Origin of the sequence: Streptomyces sp. NPDC001093 (assembly GCF_040298985.1) — a bacterium.
In the GTDB taxonomy this organism is placed as follows: domain Bacteria; phylum Actinomycetota; class Actinomycetes; order Streptomycetales; family Streptomycetaceae; genus Streptomyces.
Window position 1 is genome coordinate 86492 of the sequence record NZ_JBEPBF010000017.1, and the last position, 24322, is coordinate 110813.

Sequence of the window (24322 nt, forward strand, 5' to 3'; positions counted from 1 at the left end):
TACTGCAGTTCCACGTGCGCTACCGCCATATGCGACCCGGGTCTGTGACCGCGATGCCTGAGTTGCGGCGTGGATCGGGTCCCGGCAGGCTGTAGCTGGCGATCGACCTTGATGACGTGAGGAGGTGATCGGGTTGCAGGACCATGCGCGCCCGTTCAGCTCTCCGAAACGTTGGTGTGGGTGACGTGTGCCGCCCTAATGGCCGGTGTCCCAGTGGGTCCGGTCGTGATTATGCAACGACCGGTCCAGCCCGGGTATCAACCGGACGAGACCCGGCTTCGCAATCCCCGTCCCGCTCCGGAGCGGATGCGTGGAGTGCTTCTTTGTGAATGCACTGCGGACTCGCCGTTCGATCCGTGGTGTCCGCTGACCATGTGGTCGGCCGTAACCCAGACGGGTGACGTGTACGGCAACGGTCGCCACACCTGCCGCCGGCGACAAGGAGCCGCAGAGCATGGGTGGAGAGCAGAAGACACTCGTCATGCTGGCCGGAATCGCGCCGGCAGCCGGACTCACCAGCCCCGCTTTCGGGTCCGGCGCCGCTCACTCGCAGGCCCCGGCCACCGCGGCCACGAGGTCAGGGACCTCGGTCGTGGAATGGAACCGCGAGCTCATCACCATCCTGGGCGATCCGAAGGCGCAGCCGGCCACCGTCCAGCCCACGCGCAGCCTCGCGCTCCTTCAGGCTGCCGAGTACGACGCGGTGGTGTCGATCACCCGGTCCGGCCCCGCCTACGTGTTCTCGGTTCCGGCACCGCGAGGCGCTCGTCCCGATGCCGCGGCGGACCAGGCAGCCCACGATGTGCTGGTCGCCCCGTACCCGGCCGAACGCGCAGGCGTGGACCAGCGGCTGAGCAGCCAGCTGTCCGCGGTTCCGGACGGCCCGGACAAGCAGGCGGGTATGACGGTGGGAGCCACGGTCGCCCGCCGGCTGATCAGCCTGCGGTCCCACGACGGGTCCTCGGCGAAGCCGCCTCGCTTTCGTCCCGGCGACAAGGCCGGTGACTACCGGCCCGCCCCTCCGGACTCCCCGACACCGGTGTTCACCAACTGGGGCTCGGTCAAGCCGTTCGTGCTGACGAGCGGACGCCAGTTCCGCCCGGCACCGCCACCGGCCGTGAGCAGCGCCGAATACGCCACCGCCCTGAACGAGGTCAAGAACCTGGGGAGCAAGTCCAGTAGCACCCGCGCCCCCGATCAGACGGCAGCCGCGAAGTTCTGGGCGGCGGCGCCCGTCTGGAACGTCTGGAATGAGATCGCGCAGAACCTCGTCACTTCCCAGAACGCGAGCCTGGACCGGGCGGTGAAGGTCTTCGCCCGGCTCGACCTCTCCCTCGCCGACACCACGATCGCGCTGTACGACGCCAAGTACGCCTACCGCGTATGGCGGCCCGTCAGCGCCATACGGCTCGGCGGTACGCACTACAACCCGCACATCGTCGGCGATCCCCACTGGACCCCCTTGGTGACGACCGCCCCGGACCCGTCGTATCCCAGCGCCCACGCCGCCCTCAGCCAAGCGGCGGCAACGACGCTCACCAGGCTCTACGGCGCGCGGCATCGTCTCGCGGTGACGTCGAAAGGCACCACCCGAACCTATGCCGGCTTCCAGGACGCGGCCACCGAAGCGTGGCTCAGCCGGATCTGGTCCGGCCAGCACACTTCGATCGACAACCGCGCGGGCCGACAACTCGGCTTCCAGGTGGCCGACTTCGTGGCAGGTCACCTCTGACCGTCCGCACCGGGCGACATCGATGCGCAGCACGGCGGCGGCCGGAGGCCGGCGGCAGCGGGAGCCCCGGCACCGTTGGCAGGGCCACGCTGCACATGGGAACTCCTGTCCGGTCCGAATCAGTCAGGGCGGGACGCGGAGAAGGGAGCGCAGCCGTGGCCATCTCTCGTCGTGACGTCCTCAGGCTGTGTGGCGTGTCCGCGCTGGCCGGAGTCGGTACCGGCGTTCCTCCGGAGAAGGCGGACTACACCCTGCGGATCGCGACCGGTCAAGTCGAGCTCGCGCCGGGCACGATCGTGTCGAACACGACGTACAACGGCCAGTTCCCGGGGCCGCTGCTGCGGTTCACCGAAGGCCGCCCGGTCGTGGTCGACGTGCACAACGACACCGGCACCCCCGAACTGCTGCACTGGCACGGCCAGCGGGTTCCCGCCGACGTCGACGGGGCCGCCGAGGAGGGCACTCCGTACATCCCCGCCCACGGGATGCGGCGCCTGTCGTTCACCCCCGGACCGGCCGGTTTCCGCTTCTACCACACCCATGTGGCAGCGCTCGGTGACCTGACCCGGGGCACGTACTCCGGACAGGCCGGCCCCGTCCACATCGAGCCGAAGGCCGACCCCGGCGCCTACGACCAGGAGGTGTTCCTGACGCTGAAGGAGTTCCAGCCCTCCCTCAGCCACGGCGGGGACATCCCGCAGACCTTCCTGGCCGGTTCCCCGGTGCCCGCGCTGAAACGCAAGGGCGAGCAGGCCATGGCCGACTCCCTGGCCCGGGGCATGCCGCGCGGTTACGAGGTCGGCTACCGCGCCTTCGCCGTCAACGGCCGCAAACTCGGCCACGGCACTCCGGTCAGGGTCAGGACCGGACAGCGCGTGCTGTTCCACGTCCTCAACGCCAGCGCCACCGAGATCCGCAGCCTCGCCCTGCCCGGCCACACCTTCAAGGTCGTCGCGCTCGACGGCAACCCGGTACCCCGCCAGGCCGACGTACCAGTGCTGTGGATCGGCACCGCCGAACGCGTCTCGGCCGTCGTGGAAATGAACCACCCGGGTGTCTGGGTGCTCGGAGACACGTCGGACGACGACCGGAACGCCGGCATGGGCACGGTCGTGGAGTACGCCGGCCGCAGCGGCACTCCGCGATGGAACGCGCCACCCTCATTCACTTGGGACTACCGCACTTTCGCCGACCCCGGCTCCACGAATCAGCGACCCGACCACACGATCGACCTGCTGGTGGAGAAGCGCAACGCCGCCGAGAGGGGATTCAACATCTGGCCCCTCAACGGCGTCCCCTTCTCACTGGACACCGACAGGCCGGTCCTGGACGTCGAGCGCGGCAAGCGGTACCGGATGCGGCTGCGCAACGCCTCCGACGACATCCACCCCGTCCACCTGCACCGCCACACCTTCGAGGTCACCCACATCGCCGGCACCCCCACCCGCGGCCTGCGCAAGGACGTCGTCATGCTCGGCGGCTACCAGACCGTTGCCCTTGACTTCACCGCCGACCAGCCGGGACTGTCCCTGTTCCACTGCCACCAGCAGCTCCACATGGACTACGGCTTCATGATCCTGCTGCGCTGCTCCTGACCATGCCTGGCCGCTGGCCACCAGCCAGAGAGTCAAGGTGCGCACCGGCACGCCGAGTGCTCCGGCCACCGGATCGAGGACGGCGTGCACGACCGGCATGAACCGTCGGAGCAGGACCACCTTGGCGTACCCGTAACGGTCCAGCAGTACTTCCGCACGGTCCGCCCCAGCCCGAAGGCGGTGGATGCGCACTCCGGGGAGAGCGACGCGGCGGAGCGCACGACGACCCGGCTGGCACCACCAAGGTGTCGCCGGGCAGTAAGAAGCCGCCGCTTTGGCCGCCGTTACCGGCCCGCGTCACCCTGCTGCCGACCGGACCGGGACAGCGGCTTCCCGCTGAATCCGGCGACGATCGGGAACCCTCTACGGCAGACCCCTACCGCTGGTAAGGGCCACTCACCGAGCGACGTCCAGTTCCGTGTACATCCCGGCCGCGTAGTGACCCGGGACATTGCACAGCAACTCATAGCGACCCGGTCGCAGCGTGACCGTGGTCCAGGCAGCCGCACCAGAGGCGATGCCGTCTCCAGCGCCACTGCCACAGGTGCGGGACGCCTCGCCAAGGCTGCCGGCTTCCGATACCCGGCCGTCGGAGCCGATGGCACGTTGTCCTGCGGCCTGCCCCGCCGGCAGCGGCAACACGATCGCCTCGTGCGTGAGGGTCCCCGCATTGATGACGCGCACTGTGACCTTTCCTGCCGGAACGGTCGAGGGGTGGGCTACCAGACGCATCATGCTCATGCCGTACCAACCTGGGTGGCCGTTGTTCGGTGCGGGCCAGTTCGGGCCCCGCATCATGCGTCCCGTATCCCACACGGTCACGTCGACCGCACTGCCTGTCGCGGCCGGCGCGGCGCATCGCGCGCCCTGCGCTCGCCAGGACGCCGGTCCCGCCCTGTGAAAGGCGCCGGACGCAGCCATCAGACTTGTCGTGGCGACACCCAGCACCAGGGCCGCCGCGGCGATGGCGATCGCCGCCCAGACCTCTCGGCGGCTATGCGGATTCATCGGTGCTCCCGAAGCAGCGCGAGTCGGCGTTTGTAGTCGTCCTCGTCGATCTCCCCGCGCGCAAACCGCTCGGCGAGGAGGCTCTCGGCCCGTCGCTCCTGCCAGTCGCCAGCGCCAGGCGGTGGGGGCGAGCCCGGCTGCTGATGACGGGCACCGGCGAGGTAGCGCACGAGTGCGACGAGGCCAACGATCAGGACGGCCCACCATGGTCACTCCTGCCGGTGGCGGGCCCGGCGGAACCTGTCCAGGCCCTCGGACAGGTCCACGATCGGGTCGGGGTAGTCGAGCGCGGCGCGGTCCGCTCCGGACAGCTTCCACGGCTCGTGCACTGCGGGCGCGTCGATATTCCTCAGTTCGGGCACCCAGCGGTGGACGTAGGTGCCGTCGGGGTCGTACCGCTTGGCCTGGACGACGGGGTTGAGGACCCGGTTGGGCCGGGTGTCGGTCCCGGTACCAGCCACCCACTGCCAGTTGAGCTGGTTGTTGGCGATGTCACCGTCGACCAGCCAGTGCAGGAAGTGGGCGGCGCCGATGCGCCAGTCGACGTAGAGCGTCTTGGTCAGGAAGCTCGCGGTCAGCAGGCGGGCCCGGTTGTGCATCCAGCCCTCGTGGCGCAGTTGCCGCATCGCGGCGTCGATCACCGGGTAGCCGGTACGGCCTTCCCGCCACGCCTCGATGTCGGCCTTCGCCGTGCGCTCGGTGCGCCAACGGTCGCCTTTGGTGCGGTAGTCGGCACGGGCGGCGCCCGGGCGGGCGGCGAGCACCTGACGGTGGAAGTCGCGCCAGGCGAGCTGCCGAACCAGCGCCTCGGCGCCCCGTCCGCCGCGGCGACGGGCCCGGTGCACCAGTTCTACTGGGGAAAGGGTACCGAAATGCAGATGCGCGGAGAGCCGGGAGGTGGCGTCTGCGGCCAGGTCATCCCGGGTGTCGTCGTAGGCGTCCAGGCCGTGCCGCCAGTAGGCGGTCACCCGCTTGCGGCCCTCGGTCTCTCCGCCGGGCTGCAGGGCGGGCGAGACCCCGGTGACCTCGCTGCGGGCGGGCACCGGCTCGCCCTTCACCTGGTCGGGCACGTGCACGTGGCGCGGGGCGGCCACAGCCGTGCGCAGGCGGGCCTGTGCCCACTGCCGGTAGTACGGAGTGAAGACGGCGAAGTGGTCCGACAAGGAGGGGGTCACCTCGCCGGGCGGCACGGCCACGGTGACCGCGTCCTGGACGAACAGACGGCGGCCGCCGGACTCCAGGGCCCGCCGGAGCCGGTGCTCCCGCCGGGTGGCGAAGGCGCTGTGCGCCGCCGCCATGTACACCTCGTCGGCGTCCGCCTCCCGCACCGTACGGCACACCTCCTCCACTAGGTCGCCGGAGCGCACCACGAGGCGTCCGCCGCGCTCACGCAGGGAGGCGTCCAGGTCGGCCAGGCAGTCGGCCAGGAAGGCGCTGCGGTTCGGCGTGGCGAACCCGGCAGCTTCGACGGCCAGGTCGCGCACGAAGAGCGGGACGACCGCGTCGGCGGACTTCAGCGCCGCGTGCAGCGGCGGGTGGTCGTGCAGGCGCAGGTCGGAGGTGAACAGGACGACCGAGACGCGCATGGGCTTCAATTTCTCTCCACTGTCCTCCGGCGGCGCGGCGCTCCCGGAAGCGGCGCGGCCGGCCGTGAGGGGCTCATCTGTGCGGGGCATGATCGTGCTGGGCACGGGCGGCGGCGCGGACGATGTTACGGGCCATGCCTCCGAAGACGACCGCGTGGAAGGGCGAGACGCTCCACCAGTACAGGTGACCCAGCAGTCCACGGGGGTGGAACAGCGCCCGCTGCCGGTATCGGACAGATCCGCCGCCGCTGCCGTCCACGCGCATCTCCAGCCAGGCCAGACCCGGCAGCCGCATCTCGGCGCGCAGCCGCAGCAGCCGGCCGTACTCGATCTCCTCCACCCGCCAGAAGTCCAGCGAGTCGCCCACCCGCAGCCGCCGGGCGTCCCGTCGGCCCCGGCGCAGGCCGACGCCGCCGACAAGGCGGTCGAGCCAGCCGCGCACGACCCAGGCCAGTGGAAAGGAGTACCAGCCGTTCTCACCGCCGATGCCCTCGATGACCTGCCACAGCGCCTCCGGCGCCACATCCGTCTCGCGTTCGCGGATGTCGGCGTACAGGCTGCCGCCTGCCCAGTCCGGGTCGGTCGGCAGCGGGTCGCTGGGGGTGCCCGGCACGGAAGCCGAGGACCAGCGCGTGGCGACCTGGGCCTCCCGAACGCGCTGCAACGCAAGGGCCACTGCCTGGTCGAACCCGAGCGGATGGCCGGGCGGACTGGGCAGGTACCGGTCGATGTCCCGCTCCCGGCAGACCACTTCGTGGCGCAGGGACTCCGTGAGCGGGCGGGCGATCGAGGCAGGCACCGGGGTCACCAGGCCGACCCACTGACTCGACAGACCAGGTGTCAGCACGGGCACGGGCACGATGAGCCGCCGGGGCAGCCCTGCGACGGCGGCGTACCGCTGGATCATCTCCCGGTAGGTGAGCACCTCCGGGCCGCCAATGTCAAAGGCGCGGCTGACGTCGGCGGGCAGACGGGAGCAGCCCACCAGGACGCGCAGGACGTCCCGCACAGCGATGGGCTGGATACGGGTGTACACCCAGCGCGGGGTGACCATCATCGGCAGCCGCTCGGTGAGATAGCGCAGCATCTCGAAACTGGCCGAGCCGGAACCGATGATGACGGCGGCGCGCAGGACGGCGGTCGGCACACCCGAGTCGAGCAGGATGCGGCCCACCTCGGCGCGGGAACGCAGGTGGGGGGAGAGATGCGACTCGGCGACCCCTTCGGGGGTCAGCCCGCCGAGGTAGACGAGGCGGCGGACGCCGGCCCGGCGGGCCTGCTCGCCGAAGACGCGGGCCGCTTCACGGTCGGTCTGTTCGAAGTCGCGGCCGGTGCCGAGCGCGTGCACCAGGTAGTAGGCCACGTCCACGCCGTCCATCGCCCGTGCCACCGACGCGGCGTCGAGGACGTCGCCCTGGACGACCTCCGCCCGGGCGGCCCACGGATGGTCGCGCAGCTTGCGCGGCGTGCGCGCCAGGCAGCGTACCCGGTACCCGGCGTCCAGCAGCTCAGGCACGAGCCGACCGCCGATATAGCCGCTCGCGCCGGTAACCAGACAGGTCGGCGCCTCGTGAGCCGTCGCCCCGTCCCCGGTCGTCGTCCTGGTCGCCTCGTCCGCCACGGGTACCGTCCCTGTACTCGCTCGTGCGCCGGTGCACCGCATCGCGCTCTCCTGAACTTCTACAGTGCTGGCCGCCCGGCCGGATGCGCCTCGTGCGCACGGTGATCGGGTGACGTCCGCAGCCATCAGCGCCACCGGGGAAAGGACCGCCCTGCACGACCGGACCGGCCCATGCATCACGCCGCACCCGGCCGGCACGCTGATCACATGGCGTCCGACCTCAGTACGCCGCACGCGCGCTGCGCACCCCGCTCACGCCGCAGCCCGCCGCCTGGCGTGGGGCCGGCTCCTCCCACGGCCCGGTCCGGGCACTGCTGGCCGTGCCGACCGGCGCGTCTGCGAGGAGATCGCCGCGCGTCACTGGCCGCGCGCGGAACAGGTGGTGCCCCGGCTGAGGCGCAGCGCCGACCACGGGCTCTGTGGTTCGGTGTCGCGACCGGTATGGCCACGTTCGGCGGGCGGACGCGGTGGCAGGCCGCCGTCCGCGCCGTCGCGTCGCCAGCCGTGGCCTCGGCCACCGTGAACACCCTGGCCAAACGGTCCGCGGGGCGCACCCGCCCGCCGCTGGATGGTGTACCGGCGGTGCGGCACCTCCCCCGCCTGCCGTTCACCACATCGTTTCTGCCCTACTACCAGGACGTGTACGACCACGTCCTCAGGGCCACCGGGTGGACCGAATCTCTGCGGCATGGTCACATCCATCATGGAGACCAACCTGACGGTTCAGGGCAACCGCATGAACCTGATCATGAAGAAGGTGACCAGTTGGGCCTCGATTGTGGCCGTACCCACGGCCGTCACCGGTTTCTACGGCCAGAACGTCCCGTATCCGGGCGTCAACAGCCATGCAGGATTCCTCACTTCCACCGGTGTCATAGTCATCGCGTCCGTGCTGCTCTACTGAGCCTCCTTCAAGCGCAAGGACTGGATCTGAGCTCTTGCCGCAGCGAGGGCCCTGCCCGTTCCGGCGCCTTACCCGCCCCGCCGACTTCCGCCACCCGGCGCACCGATGGCGTGCCCTGCCCGAACCAGGGGCAACCGGATAGCGAAGGGACAGGCCGGACCGGGGGCGGCCCGGCGATGACGGCACCGAGGAGGTCGTGGCGATGCAGTGGTGGGGCTTGATGGTCCTCCTGATCGCGCTGGCGGGTCTGCTCACAGCGGCGACGCTGGCAGTCCAGGCCAAACGCCGCGGGGGAACGGTGATCGCGGTGCGCTCGGCCCGCTATCCCCGCCGGGAGGGACCGCGGTGATCACCCTCATTCTCGCGTCGGAACTGACCAAGCGGGTGGTCGTGACGCTGAGCGGCGACGCCGTCGCCCAAGTCCGGGACACCGTGTTCGACGCGCGGGCGGGCCGGATCAGCGGCTTCACCTTGAGCGGGCGCGGTCTGCTCGCCGGCCCGCTCAAGAAGAGCCTGCCGTTTTCCGGGGTGCACGCCATCGGACCGTCCGCCGTGATGATCCCCAGCGAGGCCGTCGTGGAGGAGTCGGACGTGGTCGTGGGCGCCGGCGAAGCCGACCGCGGCCAGGTCATCGGCGCACCTGTTCTCACGGATCACGGAACCGCGATGGGCACAGTGCTGGACGTCGTGATAGAGACCGGCACGAGCGGACGAGTCATCGGCTTCGAGATGGCCAGCAACGAGAATCCGGACCACCGCAAACGGAAGGCGTTCGTCCCGCGCGGCGAGACACTGGCCGTCTCCGGGCGGGCCCTGGTCGTCCCGGCGCACGCCCGCCGCTTCATCGCCGACGACCTGCCCAGCTTCGGCGCCCAGGTCGAGGCGTTCCGCGCGCACACGGCGCAGCCGTACACCGACCCGACCGTCAGCGCGGAAGGGGGCCGACCATGATGCTCTTCACACAGGCCAAGGGCCTTCCCGTGATCACCGCCGAAGAAGCCGAGTCCCTGGGACGGGTGGAGAGCCTGACCATCGACGTCCGCACCGGGGACATCGCTTGCCTGCGGCTGTCCGGTGCATCCGGACACGCCCGGGTCATCGTCTGGGACGCGGTCGAAGGGATGGGACGGGATGCCGTGATCGTTCGTTCCCGTGCCGCCGCCGACCCGAGTCGGCGCGCGCTCCCCGACCATCAAGAGGCCCTCGGGCACCGCGTCCTGACGGAACACGGCGCCACGCACGGCACGGTAAAGGACATCGCCTTCGACGACACGACCGGAGCCGTACTGACGCTGTACACGGCGCTTGGCGACATCTCCGGAGACCGTCTCATCGGTCTCGGCTCCTACGCCGTGGTGGTGTGTGACGAGCCCGTCCGGCAGGAGTGACCGGGGCCATCGCTGCGCCGGACAATGGCGAGCCCGGCCTGCCGGAAGGCCAAGGCACTGGCCGAGTAGCCCACCCGGCCACGCCCGGCAGGCCGGGGAAGACGTCGAGGGCCAAGGGTGTGCAAAGCCGTCGATCGCCACTCCTGATCGACGGCTTTGCCAGCAGGCTCTCGGAGATCCGGCGGGAACGAGGTGTCGGTGTGGACCGCCTGTCCGGCCGGTCCCGGCCGTTATTCCGTGCTGAGCATGCCTTCGCGCAGGCGTGCCAGGAGCCGCTTGATCAGACGGGAGACGTGCATCTGGGAGATGCCGAGGCGTTCGCCGATCTGTGCCTGGGTCTGTTCCTCGACGAAGCGCCAGTGGATGATCTTGCGGTCGCGTTCGTCGAGTTCCGCGATCAGCGGTACGAGGGCATGGAAGTCCTCGACCAGTTGCAGGGCCTCGTCCTCGTCGCCGATGAAGTTCGCCAGCGCGGCCTCGCCGTCCTCGCTGCTGTTGATCGCCGCGTCCAAGGAGGCCGACTTGTAGCCGTTGGCGGCCAGTTGAGCCTCGACGACCTCGTCCTCCGGAAGGCTCATCAGCTCAGAGAGCTCTTTGTTCGTCGGCGTCCGCCCCAGTCGGGTGCGCAGCTCCTCGTTGGCCCGAGCCAGTTGGGAGCGGGCTTCCTGGAGCCGTCGCGGCACGTGCACGGCCCAGGAGGTGTCACGGAAGAACCGCTTGATCTCCCCCACGATGTACGGGACGGCGAAAGAGGTGAACTCCACTTCCCGGGACAGCTCGAACCGGTCGATCGCCTTGATCAGCCCGATCATGCCGACCTGGACGATGTCCTCCATCTCCTCCGGCCCCCGGCTGCGGAACCGGCCGGCCGCGTAGCGGACGAGGGACATGTTCATCTCGATCAGCGTGTTGCGCGCGTAGCTGTACTCGGGCGTGCCCTCCTCCAGCACGGCCAACTGACCGAAGAACAGTTTCGACAGCTCCCGCGCGTTCTTCGGCGCGACCTTGGACGGGTCCGCGATCTCCGGAACGTCCACCGTCTGCTCGGCAGTCCGTGTGATCGTCGTCGGCGTCATGCGCCCCTCCCGGTCGTTGGGTCTCGTCCTCGCCGGCACATCGTCCGGCAGCACCCGCCTACCCCAGCCGCCGATCAGCACTCCTCGAACCTCCGTCAGTACGGGCCACGGCAGTCGTCCACGTCAGACGGTGAAACGGTCCGGATCGGCGGCCTTCCAGTCGGTCGCCCACGAAGGTGGTGGTTCGGCGAGCAACTGCCCCGGTTCCAGCCACTCCGACATCTCCTCGTACGAGCGCTCGGTGAAGGGGTCGACGCGTCGACGGAGCATGTGAGGACGCAGGTCCGCGGCCTTGCCGGAGAACTCGGCCGCGTCGAAACCGGCGTCCTGCGTGCGGCAGCCGAAGTACCCGGTGCCTATCTCCCACACGAGCTCGCCGCCCGGACGCAGGTGGAACTCCGACAGGCCGCCCTCACCGGTGTCCTGCGCGAAACCCCCTGCCGCCGCACCACCGAATGTCGACGCTGCACCGGACACCCACCGCCCGCACGAAGGCGAGCGGGAGCGCCGCGAACCACCAGGAGGGCGAGATCCAACCGCCGCGGCCGAAGCCGACAGAGCGGTCACCAGAGTCAGTACGACGACTCCAACGCGTGTCACACCCGGCGCATTGCCCGGATGGCGGTCGCCATGCGCTCTGAAGTCTGGATCCGCCCCTGGCCCTGAGGGCGCCGCCGCTCCGTCCGTCGCCTACTGTCTCTCTAACCACAGCAGCCGGATGTCCGCGCCGGCCGCTTACGACCGGGGGCCCCCGGTTCCGAGGACGTAAAGCCATGGGTCCTACCATGAAGCGACGCCCAGGCGGCCCACTTCGGTCGGGGTCGGCCGGGAAACGGCTTGCTGCCCCTGCCGTCGGGTACACAGCGAATTGATGAGGGTGACCTCAGCAGCGTCCGATACCCAGTGAAAGCGATGTGTTCGTGACCCGTCTCGACGGCTCTGGCGATGACCGTGTGGAGGGGCCGGGCGCTGGCCCGGACGCCGTCGCGCTGGAGATCGCGGACGCCGTGGAGAGTCTCACGAACCTGTGGTTGCTGGCCGCTCAGGAAGCGCCCCTGCGCCTGTCCCTGCACCAGCTCCGCGCTCTGCGGACGCTGGAGGCGGCACCTGAGCTGAACCTCACCGCTCTGGCCGAGCGGCTGCACATAGGGCTGCCCACGGCCAGCCGGCTGTGTGACCGGCTGGAAGCGGCGGGAATGCTGGAACGCGCACTGCACCCGCGGAATCGCCGTGAGGTACGGCTGAGCCTCACCGCGCAGGGACGACGGGTGCTGGACGACGTGGCGTCGCGCCGGGCCCAGGAACTGACGGCTGCGCTGACGGCCTTGCAACCGGCGGAGCGGTCGGCCCTGCGTCGGGGGCTGAAGGCTTTACTCGCCGCTCAGAGAAAGGTATCGCCCGCTCCGGACGATGCGCCTGGCGAGCGGTGACGGGGCTGGTCCAGGAATTCTGGACCAGCCCTGCCGACGGCCCTGCGAGACCTCCGGTCCGCTGATTCCGTCGCGGTCTCGTGCGGCGGGCTCCGCGGGCCGCGCACAGGACCTGGCGCGGTGGGCGCCCGCCGCCGAGGTCCCCGGTCGCCGAGCGGAGGCCGCGGGCGCCGGCTCCCAGGCGGCCGCCAGGCTTCATGTGAGCAGACTGCTCGGACAGGGGTCTCTTCGACCATCGCCAGGAGCGGGGCGGCCCGGAGTCGGGCCCTCCGCGGACGGGAACGGTGCAGGGTCATCCCGGGACCGGCATCGGCCGCATGCCGGTCCGTGTCTCCTGTCAGGGGCTCCGGAGCGGAGCGGTGCGGCACAGAAGGACGCACACGTCGTCGTCGCGCTCCGACTCATGGACAAGGGGTTTGAGGAGGGACTCTGCGCTCGCGTCGAGGTCTTCGAGGTCGGGTTCGTCCAACGCTGCCAGGGTCCGGGCGAGCAACTCGATCCCGGCATCGATGCCTTGGGCACGCCGCTCGACCAGGCCGTCGGTGTAGAGCACCAGCGTGGAGCCCGGTTCGATCTCGGTCGTGCGGTCCTCGTACTCGAAGGGGATCGGGACGCCCAGCATGACCCCGGGCCTGTCGTCCAGGACGCGCACGGCGCCGCCGGGAGCACGGACCACGGCCGGCGGGTGGCCGGCGGCGGCCCACGTCACCTGGGGATCGTCCGGTCTGAAGCGCGCGATCGTGGCAGTGGCGTAGAGGTTGGGCTGCTGGTGGCACAGCATGCGGTGCAGCCGTGTGAGGATCCGGGCGGGGCTGGTCTCGTCGATCGCGTACGCCCGCAGTGCCGTGCGCAGCTGGCCCATGATGACGGCGGCGCGCAGTCCGTGCCCGGTCACGTCTCCTATGACGGTCAGCAGGCTGCCGTCGGGCTGGAAGAAGGCGTCGTACCAGTCACCGCCGATGTTGAGGCCGCGGGTGGCGGGCAGGTACCGGGCGGCCAGGTGCAGGCCGTCCGCCGAGGGCAGGTCGGTGAGCTGGGCGCGCTGGAGTTCCTCGGCGGTGTCCCGGTGCTGTTCGTAGCGCAGGGCGTTGTCCAGGGCGATGGCCACACGGCGGGCCAGTTCGAGCAGCATGACGCTGGTGTCGGCGTCGAAGCGGTCGCCGGGTGCCGTGAGCGTCAGGACACCCAGGGATCGCCGCACGGTGAGGGGGATGCACAGCAGAGGCCGGTCCGGCGACAGGGCGGAGGGCGGGCGGTCGTCGATGCCGGGCAGGTCGCCAGGGTGCGGTCCGGCGTGCTGCGGGCGGTCGGTGCGGGCGGCGGCCACCGCGGCGGCGGAGTGGAGGTCGTTTCCGGCTGTCTCCTCGTCTTCGTCGAAGAGCCACACGTCGACCTGACTCGCGTACTCCGGAACGAGGAGGTCGGGCAGGCGGCGCACGATGTCCCGGTGATCGAGCGACGCGGTGACGACCGCGCTGGCGTTGGCGAGGAAGGTCAGCAGGCGTCGTGCCTTCTCCGCCTCGCCGCGCGCGGCCCGTTCCGCGTCAAGCAGTTCCTGTTGGGTCAGCGCGGCGGCGTCCAGTTCGGCGTGCAGGGCCAGCACGCCCTGGTTGGTCTGGTGCAGTTCCTCACGGTGGAGCTGGAGCAGCTTCTCCGACTCGTCCAGCTTCTGCAGAACCGCCGCGGTCTCCTCGTCCGCTGCCAGCAGGGCTTCGGCGGACGCGGTCGCGGTGGCGTCGGGGTGCGCCGGGCAAGGCGGGTCCTGTGTCAGGGGACCGGGGCAAGAGAGGGCCAGGCGCCACGGCGAGGCCTGTCCCGGGGACGGCGTGGCCGGTTGTACGGCAGCCTGTACGCGTACGGGCTTGTCCGGGGCTGATTGCCGGACGGTGAGGGTGAGTTCGGCGCCGCCTTGGCCGAGAGACTTCCGCAACTGTGCGGTGAGGGCGGTGAGGAAGCGCGCCCGTCCGATATCGGGCGCGCCCAGGGAGGCCGTGAGGTGTGCCGCGAAGCTCCGAGCTCGGGCGGCCTCGGTGGGTGTGGTGATCTTCCGGATGTCAGGCGGGATCATGGCGTCGGTCCACGGGGTCGGAGGCCAGGACGGCCACGCTGGTGTCGTCGCGCACTGGGTTGGCGGCACTGCTGGCATCACGCAGGATGGTCGCCGCGACCACTGCCGGTTCATGGGCGAGGAGGCCGAGATCGTTCGGCGGTATCCATCGGCTGGGCAGACCGTCGCTGTGCAGGACGAGCAGGTCACCGGGCCGCCAGGGCCGGCGGCGTACGGGCACGGACGCCGGGAACTGGGCGCCGACGATGCCCGGGTGGGAGACCAGGTGGTCCCATGAGTCGCCGGCGTGCAGGCGGGCTCCGATGTTGCCGACGCCGGCGAAGGCCAGTTCTCCGGTGTCCGTGTCGACTTGTGCCACCGCGACTGCCGCGCCGCGGGTGGCCCGAAGGGCCGGGTGCATGTGGCGCAGGATCTCCTCCGGTGGCAGGTGGGCCGAGCGGTGCAGCTCGTCGGCGGCGGCACTGGACGCGTGCGCCGCGTGCGCGCCGTGGCCGAGGCCGTCGGCGAGGATCAGGGTGAGGCGGCTGCCCGCGCGGGCGCAGCTCCAGGCGTCTCCCGAGTGCTCGGCGTGGCCGAGGGGGACGTTGATCCCTCCCGCTCTCGGGCCCTGCCGGTTCCCTTCCCGACGCGTTGCCGGCTCCTGGTCGAAGCGGGCGACCGCGACGGTGCCACGGGAGGTGCTGTACAGGTCGAAATCGCTGGCTATGCGCATGCACGTACCCAGGCCGGCGCCGAGTGACGCCTCGCTGGTCGAGTACCCGTCGCGCAGGGCCGCGGTGATGTCGGGGATGCCCGGGCCGTAGTCGATGGCTGCCACCTGCACGGCGGGGGCGCGGGTGGCTCCAGGCCGGTCGACGAGGTCGATCAGGACCCGACCGCCGCTGGCGTGCTTGACCAGGTTGGTGGCCAGTTCAGTGGCGACCAGGGCCGCGACCGCGGTGCGGTGCGGGTCGAGACGGGCCTGGGCGCTGGCCGCCTCGACCGCCACCCGGACGTCCCGTACGCGGGTGGAGTCGTGCACCGGAATGTCCCAGACGCGTCCCATCACGCCCCCGGCCGTGCCGCGGGTACGCCTGTGGTCCAGGCGATGACCGTGACAGTCGTGCCCCGGCCCGGCTCGGTGTCGATCTCGAACTCGTCGACGAGGCGCTTGGCACCGCTGAGCCCGAGCCCCAGGCCGCCGCCACTGGTGTACCCGTCGGTCATGGCAAGCCCGACGTCGCGGATGCCCGGACCGCTGTCGGCGAAGGTCAGCCGCAGCCCCCGGCTCACGCCTCGGTTCAGTGGCGTGATCTCCACGTGTCCGCCGCCGCCGTGGACCAGGGTGTTGCGGGCCAGTTCGCTTGCGGCCGTGACCAGCTTCGTCTGCTGCACCAGTCCGAAGCCGAGGTCGGCCGCGCTCTGGCGTACGTGCTGGCGCACCCACGCGAGGTCCGCGTCCGAGCGGATCGGCAGGCTTGTCTCGACGGCGGGGTCGGAAGCCGGCATCACGTCGCCCTCTCGCGTGTGTCCGAGGCGCCCGGCGTGGACGTTCCAGCAAGGATTTCCAGGGCGCGGTCGACGTCGAGCGCGGTGGTCAGTCCGGGCAGGGTGAGGCCCAGCTCGACCAAGGTGATCGCCACGGCCGGCCGCATGCCGGCGACGACCGTGCGGGCCGCCAGCAGACTGGCGCTGACCGCGATCTCGGCGAGGATCCGGCCAAGGAAGGAGTCGACGACCTCCACACCGGAGATGTCGATGATCACGCCAGTCGCCCCGCTGCCGGCGATTCGGTGACTGATGTCCTGCTGGAGTTGCTCGGCCATGCCGTCGTGCAGCTCACCCTGAAGGCTGACCAGCAGGGTGTCCCCCAGCGCCAGGACCGGCACTACGGTCGCGTGGCCCGGGAACGGAGCGGTCACCGCATGCTCGCACGGGGAGAGACCTCGATGCCCAGCCGGCTGAGGGCGTAGGCGAGGGCGTCGGCGAGTGAGGCGCGGGTGAGAACGGAACTGAGATCGATGCCAAGTTGCACGATGGTCTGTGCGATGGCCGGCCGGATGCCGGAGACGATGCACTCGGCGCCCATCAGCCGCGCCGCGGCCACCGTCTTCATCAGGTGCTGCGCGACGAGCGAGTCGACCGTGGGCACACCGGTGATGTCCAGGATGGCGTAGCGGGCCCGCTGGTCCACGATGCCCTCCAGCAGGGACTCCATGACGACCTGACTGCGAGCGCTGTCCAGCGTGCCGATCAGCGGTACGGCGACGACGCCCTCCCACAGGCTGATGACCGGCGTGGCCACTTCGAGCAGCTGCTGCCGCTGCCGTGCGATGAGCTCCTCGCCCGAACTCAGCGCCGTCTGCATCACCACCAGCCGCAGGGTGCCCATCAGGGCCGTCAACGCCAGCAGGCCCTCGGCCGCCTCGGGCGTTGAGGGGTCGGAGTACTCGCCCCGCAGCAACTCGGCCGCCGGGGCCCGCAGGGCGGCCACCTCGTCCGCGATCCGGGCCGGACTCCATCCCGCCCGGGTCTGACTACCGGACATGCGTCCCAACTGGTCGCGCACGCCGTCGAAACCGGACGAGGTGATGTCCTCCAGGCGTCCGGACAAGGCTACGTCGGACAGCGCGTCCACCACTGCCTTGCACGCATCCACCGCTTCTTCGCGCGATACGGTGAACACCGTCCGGAAGAGCGGCGCATCGGCCCAGCGCTGAGCGATCTGCTCTCGGCGGCGCTTCAGGAAAATCCCCAGCCGGCGCGCCGTCGACTCGACCGCCTCCTGCTCCGACACCTTCATCGCCTCCTCCTGTACAGGGCCGTCGATCGACCACGCCTGAGACTGGATTATTGCCTCATGGCAAACGTTAGCGTCGACGGTCTGGTGCGAACAACACGGGATCGGCACACATCAAAGTGCCCGGCCGGCGATCCTGCCCGGGGTCAGGTGCCGTGCCAGTCGAGGCAGACGACGAGCGCGTCGTCGTCGGGCACACAACGACCGCGGTGGCCGGTCAACTCCCGCAGGATGGCGCGCGGGACATCGGCGGCCGGCAGCAGCCGAGTGGCCTGGATCGCCCGCGCAAGGGCGACATCGCCGTACGCCTCACCCTTGGGGTCGGCAACCGCGTACACCCCGTCGCTGACGAACACGAGCCGGTCACCGGGCTGGACTTGGAACTCCTGAGCCACGTAGTCGGTCTCCTCGAACATGCCCAACGGAAGCTGCGCCTCGAAGGTGACGTGTTCCACCGCGCCGCCGCGCAGCCGCAGCATCTGCGGCGAGCCGGCGTCCACCACCTCGGCGCGGCCCGTCGCGAGGTCGAAGTCGAACATCAGCACCGACAGGTAGCTGCGGCCCCGGTAGTGGGCGTACACCGCCTGGTCCGCCAGGGCGGCCTGGTCGTCGATGGCGAGCCCGGCGCGGCGGGCGTTGCGCAGGGCGTTGATGGCCAGGTTCGTCAGCAGGGAGGCTTCTATCCCCTCCCCCATGCCGTTGGTGACGTACAGCATCAGGCGGTCGGCCGTGGCGGACCAGTCGAAGTTGTCACCGAAGATCGCGTACGCCGGCTCCAACTGCCCCGCCAGTTCGTACTCGCGGCGGGAGCAGGAGCGTCCGGGCAGCAGCTGCCACTGCATCTCGGCGGCCAGGGTGAGCCGGTCCTTGCGCCGCGCCTGCACGTAGATGTCGGTGTCCCGCTCCGCGACGAGCAGCTCGTGGCCGACCACCTCAGCGATGTCGGAGAGTTCACCGAGCAGTTCCCGGACCCCGCCCCTGTGCGCGAGAGTCACGGACAGCACTCCCAGCCGGTCCCCGCGCACGCTGACCGGCAGGTGCACCCGCACGCGGCCGCCGGAAGCGGATTCGACGACCGGTTCCTGGGCACCGAAAGCACGGCCCGCCACACTGTTGTGCACGGACACCGGCTCCCCGGTGTGGGGCACCGACACAGGCTGAAGCACCGTCAGCCCGTAGTCGGCCATCAGCAGGTCGACGGACTCCGCGCCGTACTGCTCGACCAGCACGCGACGGACGGCGTCGAGCAACTCGTGGGATGCCGCTGTGCGCAGAGCCCGCTCAGCGGTCACGTATCTGTTCACGGTGGTAAACACACCAATCCTTCGGTGGACACGTACCGGCCTCGCTCGCGAGGAGGCCGCTCGGTAGCCGCGCCAAGCCGTTCAAACCATCTGTTGCCGTTGCGGGTGCCTAGTACGCTGGCGACCGTCCCAGTGCCTGCGAGAGTGTGACAGTGACCGCATTCCGTCCCCGCCCGGAACCCGTCGAGGTCGCCCGAGTGACCGCGACGGCCGGAGAGTTGCTGGAAGTCCTGTGGGGCCGGGCCACCACCGCGCCGGCGTCGGCGTCGCAGATGCGGGTGCTGTTGACCCTGGAGCACCAGGACGGTATCAACCTGCGCGCCCTGTGTGACGCGCTCTCCTCCGCGCCCCCCGCGACCAGTCGGCTCTGTGACCGGCTGGTCGCGGCCGGCTTCGTCGAGCGCGTGATCGGCAAGGCCGACCGGCGCGAGGTCCGGCTGCACCTCAGCAAGCGGGGCCGCGCCTTCCTCGACGAACTGCGCACGCGCAGGGAGCAGGAGCTGCAGACGGTGCTGAGGCTCATGCCCGTCGGCAAACGAGCGGCGCTGCTGGAGGGGTTGGAGGCGTTCTGCGACGCGGCGACACTGCAGATGGACGACAAAGACGCGCGGACCGGCGACCGCACGGCCTGAACGCCGGGTCGCGCCACCGGGCCTCCCGACCCTCCTGGGCGTCGATGGGTGGTGCGCGGAGCGGTTGCCGTCCGCCGGAACATTCCACATCCCTCCTCGTGCGGTACGGCACGGCTGGTTGGTCGGTCTTCGGTCATTGTTCCCGCATGGCAACGAACGTCTTGGGGGCTTTCACGGCTTCGGATACCCCGAGACCGCCGTCGATCGACCTGCGGACTCACCTGTAAGTGGAACGCGTCTGATCCCGGCCCTGCCGGGTAAGCGGACAAAAGCACCCATTGAGATCGGAGGTGAGTGATGGTGCCCTCCTTCACGGAGGATGTGCACCGGCCCGCCAGGAGTCCTCGAACAGCCGAGGACGCACGCGGTATCACGCGGATCTTCCTGTCCGTCCTGGAGCCCGACGACTCCGCTCAGGCGGAGGCGATACTCCTCGCGGTGTCGGAACTCGTCACGAACGCCATCCGGCACGCCGGCGGAGTGACCGGCTTCGGACTGCGGGCGGACGAGGAAACCGTGACCGTACGGGTGGCGGACGCCAGCCCCACGCCTCCTCACCGGCGCAACACTCCGCTGTGGGAGCCCGGCGGATTCGGCTGGCCGCTGGTCCTGGAACTGGCGCAAGAGGTACGAGTCAGCACACACAGGTCCGGCAAGACGGTAGAGGCCGTGCTCGCGCTGGCCCACTGAACCCGGCTCTCCACACCGCAGGAGGCCGGTGCCAACTCCGCCGCCCTCCAGATCTGCAGCGCCCTCTCCGACGTCGTGCTGCTCGCCGCGACCGGCGCGGCCTTCGCCTCCCTCGGCGACGGCCGACCCCGGTTCCCAACCGACAGCCTTCCTTCGCCCCACGGGGCCGCACCCATGAACGCCCCTCCGGCCGGCCCGAGGACGACCGGCTACAGTGCGCGAGACGGCAGCCTGGTCAGGGAGGGGAAGCGTGACCGACACCAGCAGCGCCAGGCCCGCCGAGGGTGAAGCACAAACACCGCAGCAGGGCCGACTGCACCGCCTGATGCGCTACATCCCCCTGATCGCCCCCGTCCTGCTGTGGGCCGTGCCCTGCTGGGTGCTCCTGCACAGCAGCCAGCACTGGCCGCTCCCTGTCACGCTGGCCGGCACCGTGCTGTTCTCCTCGGCCTGATCGGTATGCCGCTCGCGATGGTGCGCAGCCACGGCCGGCGCCAGCTCGGCTGGGGGTACGCCGAGGCCCGCCGCGTGCCACGCGTGCGCCGACTCGACGTGCAACTCCCACGGCTGGGTGCCGGGTTGGACGGCATCCGCGTCGTCCTCATCACCGACACCCACTACGGCCCGCTCGATCGCGCCCGCTGGTCGGCGCGGGTGTGCGAGACGGTGAACGCCGCGCCCGCGAGGCAGCTCCCGCCGGCCACGGATTCCGCCAGTGGTGCGCAACGGCTCGCAAAGCGCGGGACGACCGGCGCAAGGAGATCGCCACACTCGTCACCGGATTACGCGAGGGCCCGCAGCGTGCCTTGCTGATCACGGTCGCCATGCTGCACGGCGCCCACGCCGACGTCGTCCACCAGGCGGCCCAACTCTTGCTCAGCACCCTCAGGCACCCACTGGACGAAAACCCGTTACTCCAACGCAAGGACCTCGCCGAGCGGCTGCGTGAGATTTCCGCCGGTACCGGGCCGGACGGTCACGTGCGCTTCACGGAGCTCGACTACGACGCCGCGATCCGCGCCTACTTCTGGGATCACATGCCCGAACTGAGACAGCATCTCGGCACCTGGGCCGCGGGCAGCGTGGACTTGAACGACCCACACGTCACCCGGGAGGTCCGTGACGGACTGGTGGCGCGGCTCGCCGCGCAGTATCTGCGGACCGGACGCGGTGAAGGTCTGGCCTCCCTGTCCGAGGACTGGAGCACCACGACCACGAGCAGGGCCCTGCGGGTGGCGATAGATCATCCGTGCAGGTCGCGGCCTTGAGTGCTGATCTCCGACTGTGCTCAGCGCTCGCGCCGACGTCTTCATCTGCGCAGGGCACCCGGGGGCATCATGATCTGTCGTGCTGCTGCGCCTGGCCTATCTTGTTGCGACCAACACCATTGCGTTCCTGCGCCTGCTGCCGATGAGCAGCACGGAGAAGGACATCGAGATACTGGCGCTGAGGCACCAACTGCTGGTCCTGCAGCGCCAGGTCGGCAAGCCCAGGTTCGAGGACACCGACCGCGCCGTCCTCGCCGGCCTGCTCCACCACCTCCCCGTGGAGAAGCTGCGGCGGCTCCTTCTGTTGGTACGCCCAGACACGATTCTGCGCTGGCACCGCAACCTGCTCAAGCACCGCCATGCCGCGACCTGCGTCCCGAAGCGACACGGACGCCCACCTACCGTTCTATCGATCCGCGCCCTCTGCGCCTCGCCCGCGAGAACAGCTCGTGGGGGAATCGCCGGATCCACGGTGAACACGCAGCCCTGGGCATCAAGGTCGCCGCCTCCACGGTGTGGGAAATCCTCAAGGAGCACGGCATCCCACCCGCCCCCGCACGACAGAGCACGACCTGGGCCGACTTCCCACGCAGCCAAGCCGATGCACTGCTCGCCTGCGATCTGGTGACCGTTGCGGAGCTGGGCGAGGGCGAGCAAAGCCTGATGCCCGAGCGGGTGGCGCCGAGCGCGTGTGGAGCGGCGAGGAGGCTTGGTCGCCACCGAGCCGCGCACTCAGCGTGCGGAACGGCGAAAGCGGCTCCTTGGAATGCGGCGACGGAGAATGCGTGACTATGCTGGATTTAGCTTCATCGGGGGCTTGAACCAGGGTGTCGACTCCACTGGCCGCCCCACAGCCCGAGCGCACCGCGACGCTCTTCAGCGTCCTGCGCTCGTCACCATGCGCTTCTCGCACTTCCCAGGGAGTATTCCCATGGCTGCTCAGACCGCCTCAATCGTTCTTGAGCCCGAGGCACAGGAGCTCGCCGACGCGACCTCGCACCATCCGTTCCTGTACGAGCTGGATCCGACCGCAGCCCGCAAGGTCCTCGACGACCTCCAGGCCGCACCGGTCGACAAGCTGCCGGTCGACGAGGAGTGGGTCACCGTACCGGCCACCGTGGGCGACGTACGGGTACGCATCGTCAAACCGCAGGGCGCCACCGGAACGCTGCCCGTCGTGTTGTACATGCACGGCGGTGGCTGGGTACTGGGCAACGCCGGCACCCACGACCGCCTGGTGCGCGAGTTGGCGGTTGGCGCACGTGCGGCGGTGGCCTTCGTCGAGTACACGCCGTCACCTGAGGCCCACTACCCCGTGGCCATCGAGCAGGGCTACGCCACCGCGCAGTGGATCATCCGCGAGGGAGCGTCCAAGGGACTGGACGCACAGCGCATGGCAGTGGCCGGGGAATCGGTCGGCGGGAACATGACCGCTGCACTCGCCCTCATGGCCAAGGAACGCGGCGACGTCAAGTTCGTACAGCAGTCCATGTACTACCCGGTCACGGACGCAGCCATGAACACTGGTTCCTACGACCAGTTCGCCACCGGCTACTACCTGAGCCGCAAGCTGATGGAGTGGTTCTGGGACGCCTACACGACCGACCCGAACCAGCGCGCGGAGATCACCGCGTCTCCCAACCACGCCACCACCGAGCAGCTCACCGGCCTGCCGCCCGCGCTGCTGATCGTCGACGAGGCCGACGTGCTGCGCGACGAAGGTGAGGCGTACGCCGCCAAGCTCCGAGCAGCCGGCGTGCCGGTGACCACCGTGCGCTACGACGGCACGGTCCACGACTTCATGCTGCTCAACTCCCTCAGCCAGTCCAAAGCCGCCCGCGGAGCCATCGACCAGGCCATTCTGTTCCTGCGCAACGCCCTCGGAACCGGCCAAGCCTAAGGTCTGCGACCACAGAAGCTTTACTCCTGAACTGCATGGTGGAATACGGCCGCGGCGACCGCGCCCGCCAGATGCAAGCGCCGCTCCGTCCAGTCCAGGCACGTGCGTACCTGTGGTGCCGTTTCCTGGGTGATACCCGTGTCCGTGAGTCATGCGGCGCCCGAGGGAGTTAGGGCCGGGCCGAACCTCCGCTCCGAAAAGCCCTGTTCGGTCATCGCATCGGTGATCGCCACGGACTAGGAGCCGCCGAGGTGATCTTAGCAGATGCGGGCGAAGGCCACAGCACGGTGCTGGCGGCCCCTCGGCATCCAACCGAACGGCAGGCAGAGCCGCGGCCGAAGAGGTTGGACAGCTTGGAGTGATGTTCCGAACTTGATCGCCCGGACGAGTAGTCGCCGGACGTGAACACAGCCTTCGGCCGGGCGCGAGCCCGATTCCGCGACCGTGCAGGTCACCGACCGCTACGGCACCGCCCGCGCCGGCTTGTAGGCGCATGAGACGGTCCGCCACGGGATCGCCGAAGGCTGTTGGGTCGCCGGTGGGGAGTCTGTTCCGGCAGGCCCTGAGTGAGCCTATTCCAACCTCAGGTTCCGCTGACTGAGGGCTATGACGGGCTACCTCCAAGCGGTCGTGAGGTAGCACCGGCGCCCAGCCCCTCCCATATAGAACAGAAACTGACCTAGATCCCGCCTAACGTCGCGGCTGGCAATCAACATTGGCGGAAGGGCCGTGATGTCTGAGCAGACCAACTCCGCGCCGGCGGGCTACACCACCGTTGCCCCCTGGGTCGTCACCGACGACACGCGGGCCTTCCTCGACTTCGTCTCCCGGGTGTTCGGGGGTGAAGAGCTGGCGCGAGTGCCCACCGAGGATGGTTTGATCGGTCACGGCGAGATTCGAGTCGGCGATACCGTCGTGCTGGCCTTCGACCGGCACACGAACTGGCCCGCCATGCCAAGTCTGCTGCGCGTGTTCGTCACCGACGCTGACCAAGCCTTTTCACAAGCCGTCGAAGCTGGCAGCCATGTCGTCACGCCTTTGGCCTACGACGCCTTCGGACAGCGCGGAGGCCGTATCAAGGACCCGTTCGGCAACATCTGGTGGGTGGTCAGCCGCGTCGAGGACGTCTCTGAAGAGGAGATGTGGAAGCGGCTGCAGGACCCCGTGTACGCCGAAGTCATGCGTGTGGCTCAGGAGACACTCGACACCGAGCTCAGCGGTCAAGACCGCGGACGCAGCAGTGCTCGGGCCTTCCCCCGTGATGGTGGACACGCTTCGTTGATCACGCGGCGAGCGTGAGCTTAGCCGCGTGGTGTCGGCGTTCGTATTCGTTGGGGCTGA

Annotated in this window: 22 protein-coding genes and 3 pseudogenes; 14 read left to right on the forward strand and 11 right to left on the reverse strand. The window is 69.9% G+C overall.

The genetic code is table 11. From position 1 onward, the window contains the following. The first annotated feature begins 454 nt into the window (after positions 1 to 454). Both ABT288_RS11610 and ABT288_RS11615 read left to right on the forward strand, forming a co-directional pair. A complete protein-coding gene (locus tag ABT288_RS11610; protein ID WP_351605364.1) occupies positions 455 to 1732 on the forward strand; it encodes a vanadium-dependent haloperoxidase in 1278 nt (425 codons plus the stop codon). Between the two features lie 155 nt (positions 1733 to 1887). Beyond that, positions 1888 to 3327: a multicopper oxidase family protein gene (locus tag ABT288_RS11615; RefSeq protein WP_351605366.1), complete on the forward strand. Its 1440-nt coding sequence runs from the start codon at positions 1888 to 1890 to the stop codon at positions 3325 to 3327. A 396-nt stretch (positions 3328 to 3723) separates the two neighbouring features. On the opposite strand, the gene ABT288_RS11620 is transcribed toward ABT288_RS11615, so the two are convergent. The 3 genes from ABT288_RS11620 to ABT288_RS11630 form a co-directional block, all read right to left on the reverse strand. Next, the gene (locus tag ABT288_RS11620) at positions 3724 to 4335 is read right to left on the reverse strand and encodes a sulfocyanin-like copper-binding protein (RefSeq protein WP_351605368.1); all 612 of its coding nucleotides are present in this window, start codon (positions 4333 to 4335) and stop codon (positions 3724 to 3726) included. A 209-nt stretch (positions 4336 to 4544) separates the two neighbouring features. Next, positions 4545 to 5921, reverse strand: a complete 1377-nt coding sequence (locus ABT288_RS11625) for a cryptochrome/photolyase family protein (protein ID WP_351605371.1) — start codon at positions 5919 to 5921, stop codon at positions 4545 to 4547. Positions 5922 to 5994: 73 nt separating this feature from the next. Beyond that, complete coding sequence (locus ABT288_RS11630; protein WP_502972740.1) at positions 5995 to 7542, reverse strand: SDR family oxidoreductase; 1548 nt, start codon at positions 7540 to 7542, stop codon at positions 5995 to 5997. A 688-nt stretch (positions 7543 to 8230) separates the two neighbouring features. Here ABT288_RS11630 and ABT288_RS11635 point away from each other — a divergent pair. The 4 genes from ABT288_RS11635 (at position 8231) to ABT288_RS11650 (ending at position 9834) form a co-directional block, all read left to right on the forward strand. Beyond that, the gene (locus ABT288_RS11635) at positions 8231 to 8446 is read left to right on the forward strand and encodes a CorA family divalent cation transporter (RefSeq protein WP_351605373.1); all 216 of its coding nucleotides are present in this window, start codon (positions 8231 to 8233) and stop codon (positions 8444 to 8446) included. Between the two features lie 196 nt (positions 8447 to 8642). Next, positions 8643 to 8795: a hypothetical protein gene (locus tag ABT288_RS11640; RefSeq protein WP_351605434.1), complete on the forward strand. Its 153-nt coding sequence runs from the start codon at positions 8643 to 8645 to the stop codon at positions 8793 to 8795. Beyond that, positions 8792 to 9397: a PRC-barrel domain-containing protein gene (locus ABT288_RS11645; RefSeq protein ID WP_351605376.1), complete on the forward strand. Its 606-nt coding sequence runs from the start codon at positions 8792 to 8794 to the stop codon at positions 9395 to 9397. Before ABT288_RS11640 ends, ABT288_RS11645 begins: the two co-directional genes overlap by 4 nt. Next, positions 9394 to 9834, forward strand: coding sequence for a PRC-barrel domain-containing protein (locus ABT288_RS11650; RefSeq protein WP_351605378.1), 441 nt, complete (start codon positions 9394 to 9396; stop codon positions 9832 to 9834). Before ABT288_RS11645 ends, ABT288_RS11650 begins: the two co-directional genes overlap by 4 nt. 230 nt (positions 9835 to 10064) lie before the next feature. On the opposite strand, the gene ABT288_RS11655 is transcribed toward ABT288_RS11650, so the two are convergent. Next, entirely contained in the window at positions 10065 to 10910 is an 846-nt protein-coding gene (locus ABT288_RS11655) for an RNA polymerase sigma factor SigF (protein WP_351605381.1), read from the reverse strand. A 285-nt stretch (positions 10911 to 11195) separates the two neighbouring features. After that, positions 11196 to 11363 (reverse strand): annotated as a pseudogene (locus ABT288_RS11660) (FMN-binding glutamate synthase family protein); the annotation flags it as partial. 467 nt (positions 11364 to 11830) lie between these two features. Between ABT288_RS11660 and ABT288_RS11665 the strand changes: the two are divergent. Beyond that, positions 11831 to 12340 carry a MarR family winged helix-turn-helix transcriptional regulator gene (locus ABT288_RS11665; RefSeq protein WP_351605384.1) on the forward strand — a complete coding sequence of 170 codons (510 nt, stop codon included), beginning with the start codon at positions 11831 to 11833 and terminating at the stop codon, positions 12338 to 12340. Positions 12341 to 12677: 337 nt separating this feature from the next. Here ABT288_RS11665 and ABT288_RS11670 read toward each other — a convergent pair whose 3' ends face one another. From ABT288_RS11670 to ABT288_RS11695, 6 genes are all read right to left on the reverse strand, one after another. Then, positions 12678 to 14408, reverse strand: a complete 1731-nt coding sequence (locus ABT288_RS11670) for a PP2C family protein-serine/threonine phosphatase (protein WP_351605386.1) — start codon at positions 14406 to 14408, stop codon at positions 12678 to 12680. Further along, the gene (locus ABT288_RS11675) at positions 14395 to 15453 is read right to left on the reverse strand and encodes a SpoIIE family protein phosphatase (protein ID WP_351605389.1); all 1059 of its coding nucleotides are present in this window, start codon (positions 15451 to 15453) and stop codon (positions 14395 to 14397) included. The genes ABT288_RS11670 and ABT288_RS11675 overlap by 14 nt, the downstream gene beginning before the upstream one ends. Beyond that, a complete protein-coding gene (locus ABT288_RS11680; protein WP_351605392.1) occupies positions 15453 to 15896 on the reverse strand; it encodes an anti-sigma regulatory factor in 444 nt (147 codons plus the stop codon). Before ABT288_RS11680 ends, ABT288_RS11675 begins: the two co-directional genes overlap by 1 nt. Next, positions 15896 to 16309: an STAS domain-containing protein gene (locus ABT288_RS11685; RefSeq protein ID WP_351605394.1), complete on the reverse strand. Its 414-nt coding sequence runs from the start codon at positions 16307 to 16309 to the stop codon at positions 15896 to 15898. The genes ABT288_RS11680 and ABT288_RS11685 overlap by 1 nt, the downstream gene beginning before the upstream one ends. Then, positions 16306 to 17190: an STAS domain-containing protein gene (locus ABT288_RS11690; RefSeq protein WP_351605397.1), complete on the reverse strand. Its 885-nt coding sequence runs from the start codon at positions 17188 to 17190 to the stop codon at positions 16306 to 16308. The genes ABT288_RS11685 and ABT288_RS11690 overlap by 4 nt, the downstream gene beginning before the upstream one ends. A 143-nt stretch (positions 17191 to 17333) precedes the next feature. Then, complete coding sequence (locus ABT288_RS11695) at positions 17334 to 18491, reverse strand: PP2C family protein-serine/threonine phosphatase (RefSeq protein ID WP_351605400.1); 1158 nt, start codon at positions 18489 to 18491, stop codon at positions 17334 to 17336. Positions 18492 to 18637: 146 nt separating this feature from the next. On the opposite strand from ABT288_RS11695, the gene ABT288_RS11700 reads away from it, so the two are divergent. The 7 genes and pseudogenes from ABT288_RS11700 to ABT288_RS11735 all read left to right on the forward strand — a co-directional run bounded on the left by ABT288_RS11700 (position 18638) and on the right by ABT288_RS11735 (position 24280). Then, positions 18638 to 19123 carry a MarR family winged helix-turn-helix transcriptional regulator gene (locus ABT288_RS11700; protein ID WP_351605403.1) on the forward strand — a complete coding sequence of 162 codons (486 nt, stop codon included), beginning with the start codon at positions 18638 to 18640 and terminating at the stop codon, positions 19121 to 19123. 297 nt (positions 19124 to 19420) lie between these two features. Next, entirely contained in the window at positions 19421 to 19813 is a 393-nt protein-coding gene (locus ABT288_RS11705; RefSeq protein WP_351605405.1) for an ATP-binding protein, read from the forward strand. A 250-nt stretch (positions 19814 to 20063) separates the two neighbouring features. Next, positions 20064 to 20578 (forward strand): annotated as a pseudogene (locus ABT288_RS11710) (metallophosphoesterase); the annotation flags it as partial. Next, complete coding sequence (locus ABT288_RS11715) at positions 20470 to 21081, forward strand: hypothetical protein (RefSeq protein ID WP_351605436.1); 612 nt, start codon at positions 20470 to 20472, stop codon at positions 21079 to 21081. The pseudogene ABT288_RS11710 and the gene ABT288_RS11715, both read left to right, overlap by 109 nt. A 79-nt stretch (positions 21082 to 21160) precedes the next feature. Then, positions 21161 to 21723: pseudogene (locus ABT288_RS50170) on the forward strand (integrase); the annotation flags it as partial. A 289-nt stretch (positions 21724 to 22012) separates the two neighbouring features. Beyond that, a complete protein-coding gene (locus tag ABT288_RS11730; protein ID WP_351605407.1) occupies positions 22013 to 22981 on the forward strand; it encodes an alpha/beta hydrolase in 969 nt (322 codons plus the stop codon). 732 nt (positions 22982 to 23713) lie between these two features. Continuing rightward, complete coding sequence (locus ABT288_RS11735) at positions 23714 to 24280, forward strand: VOC family protein (RefSeq protein WP_351605410.1); 567 nt, start codon at positions 23714 to 23716, stop codon at positions 24278 to 24280. Positions 24281 to 24322: the final 42 nt, after the last annotated feature.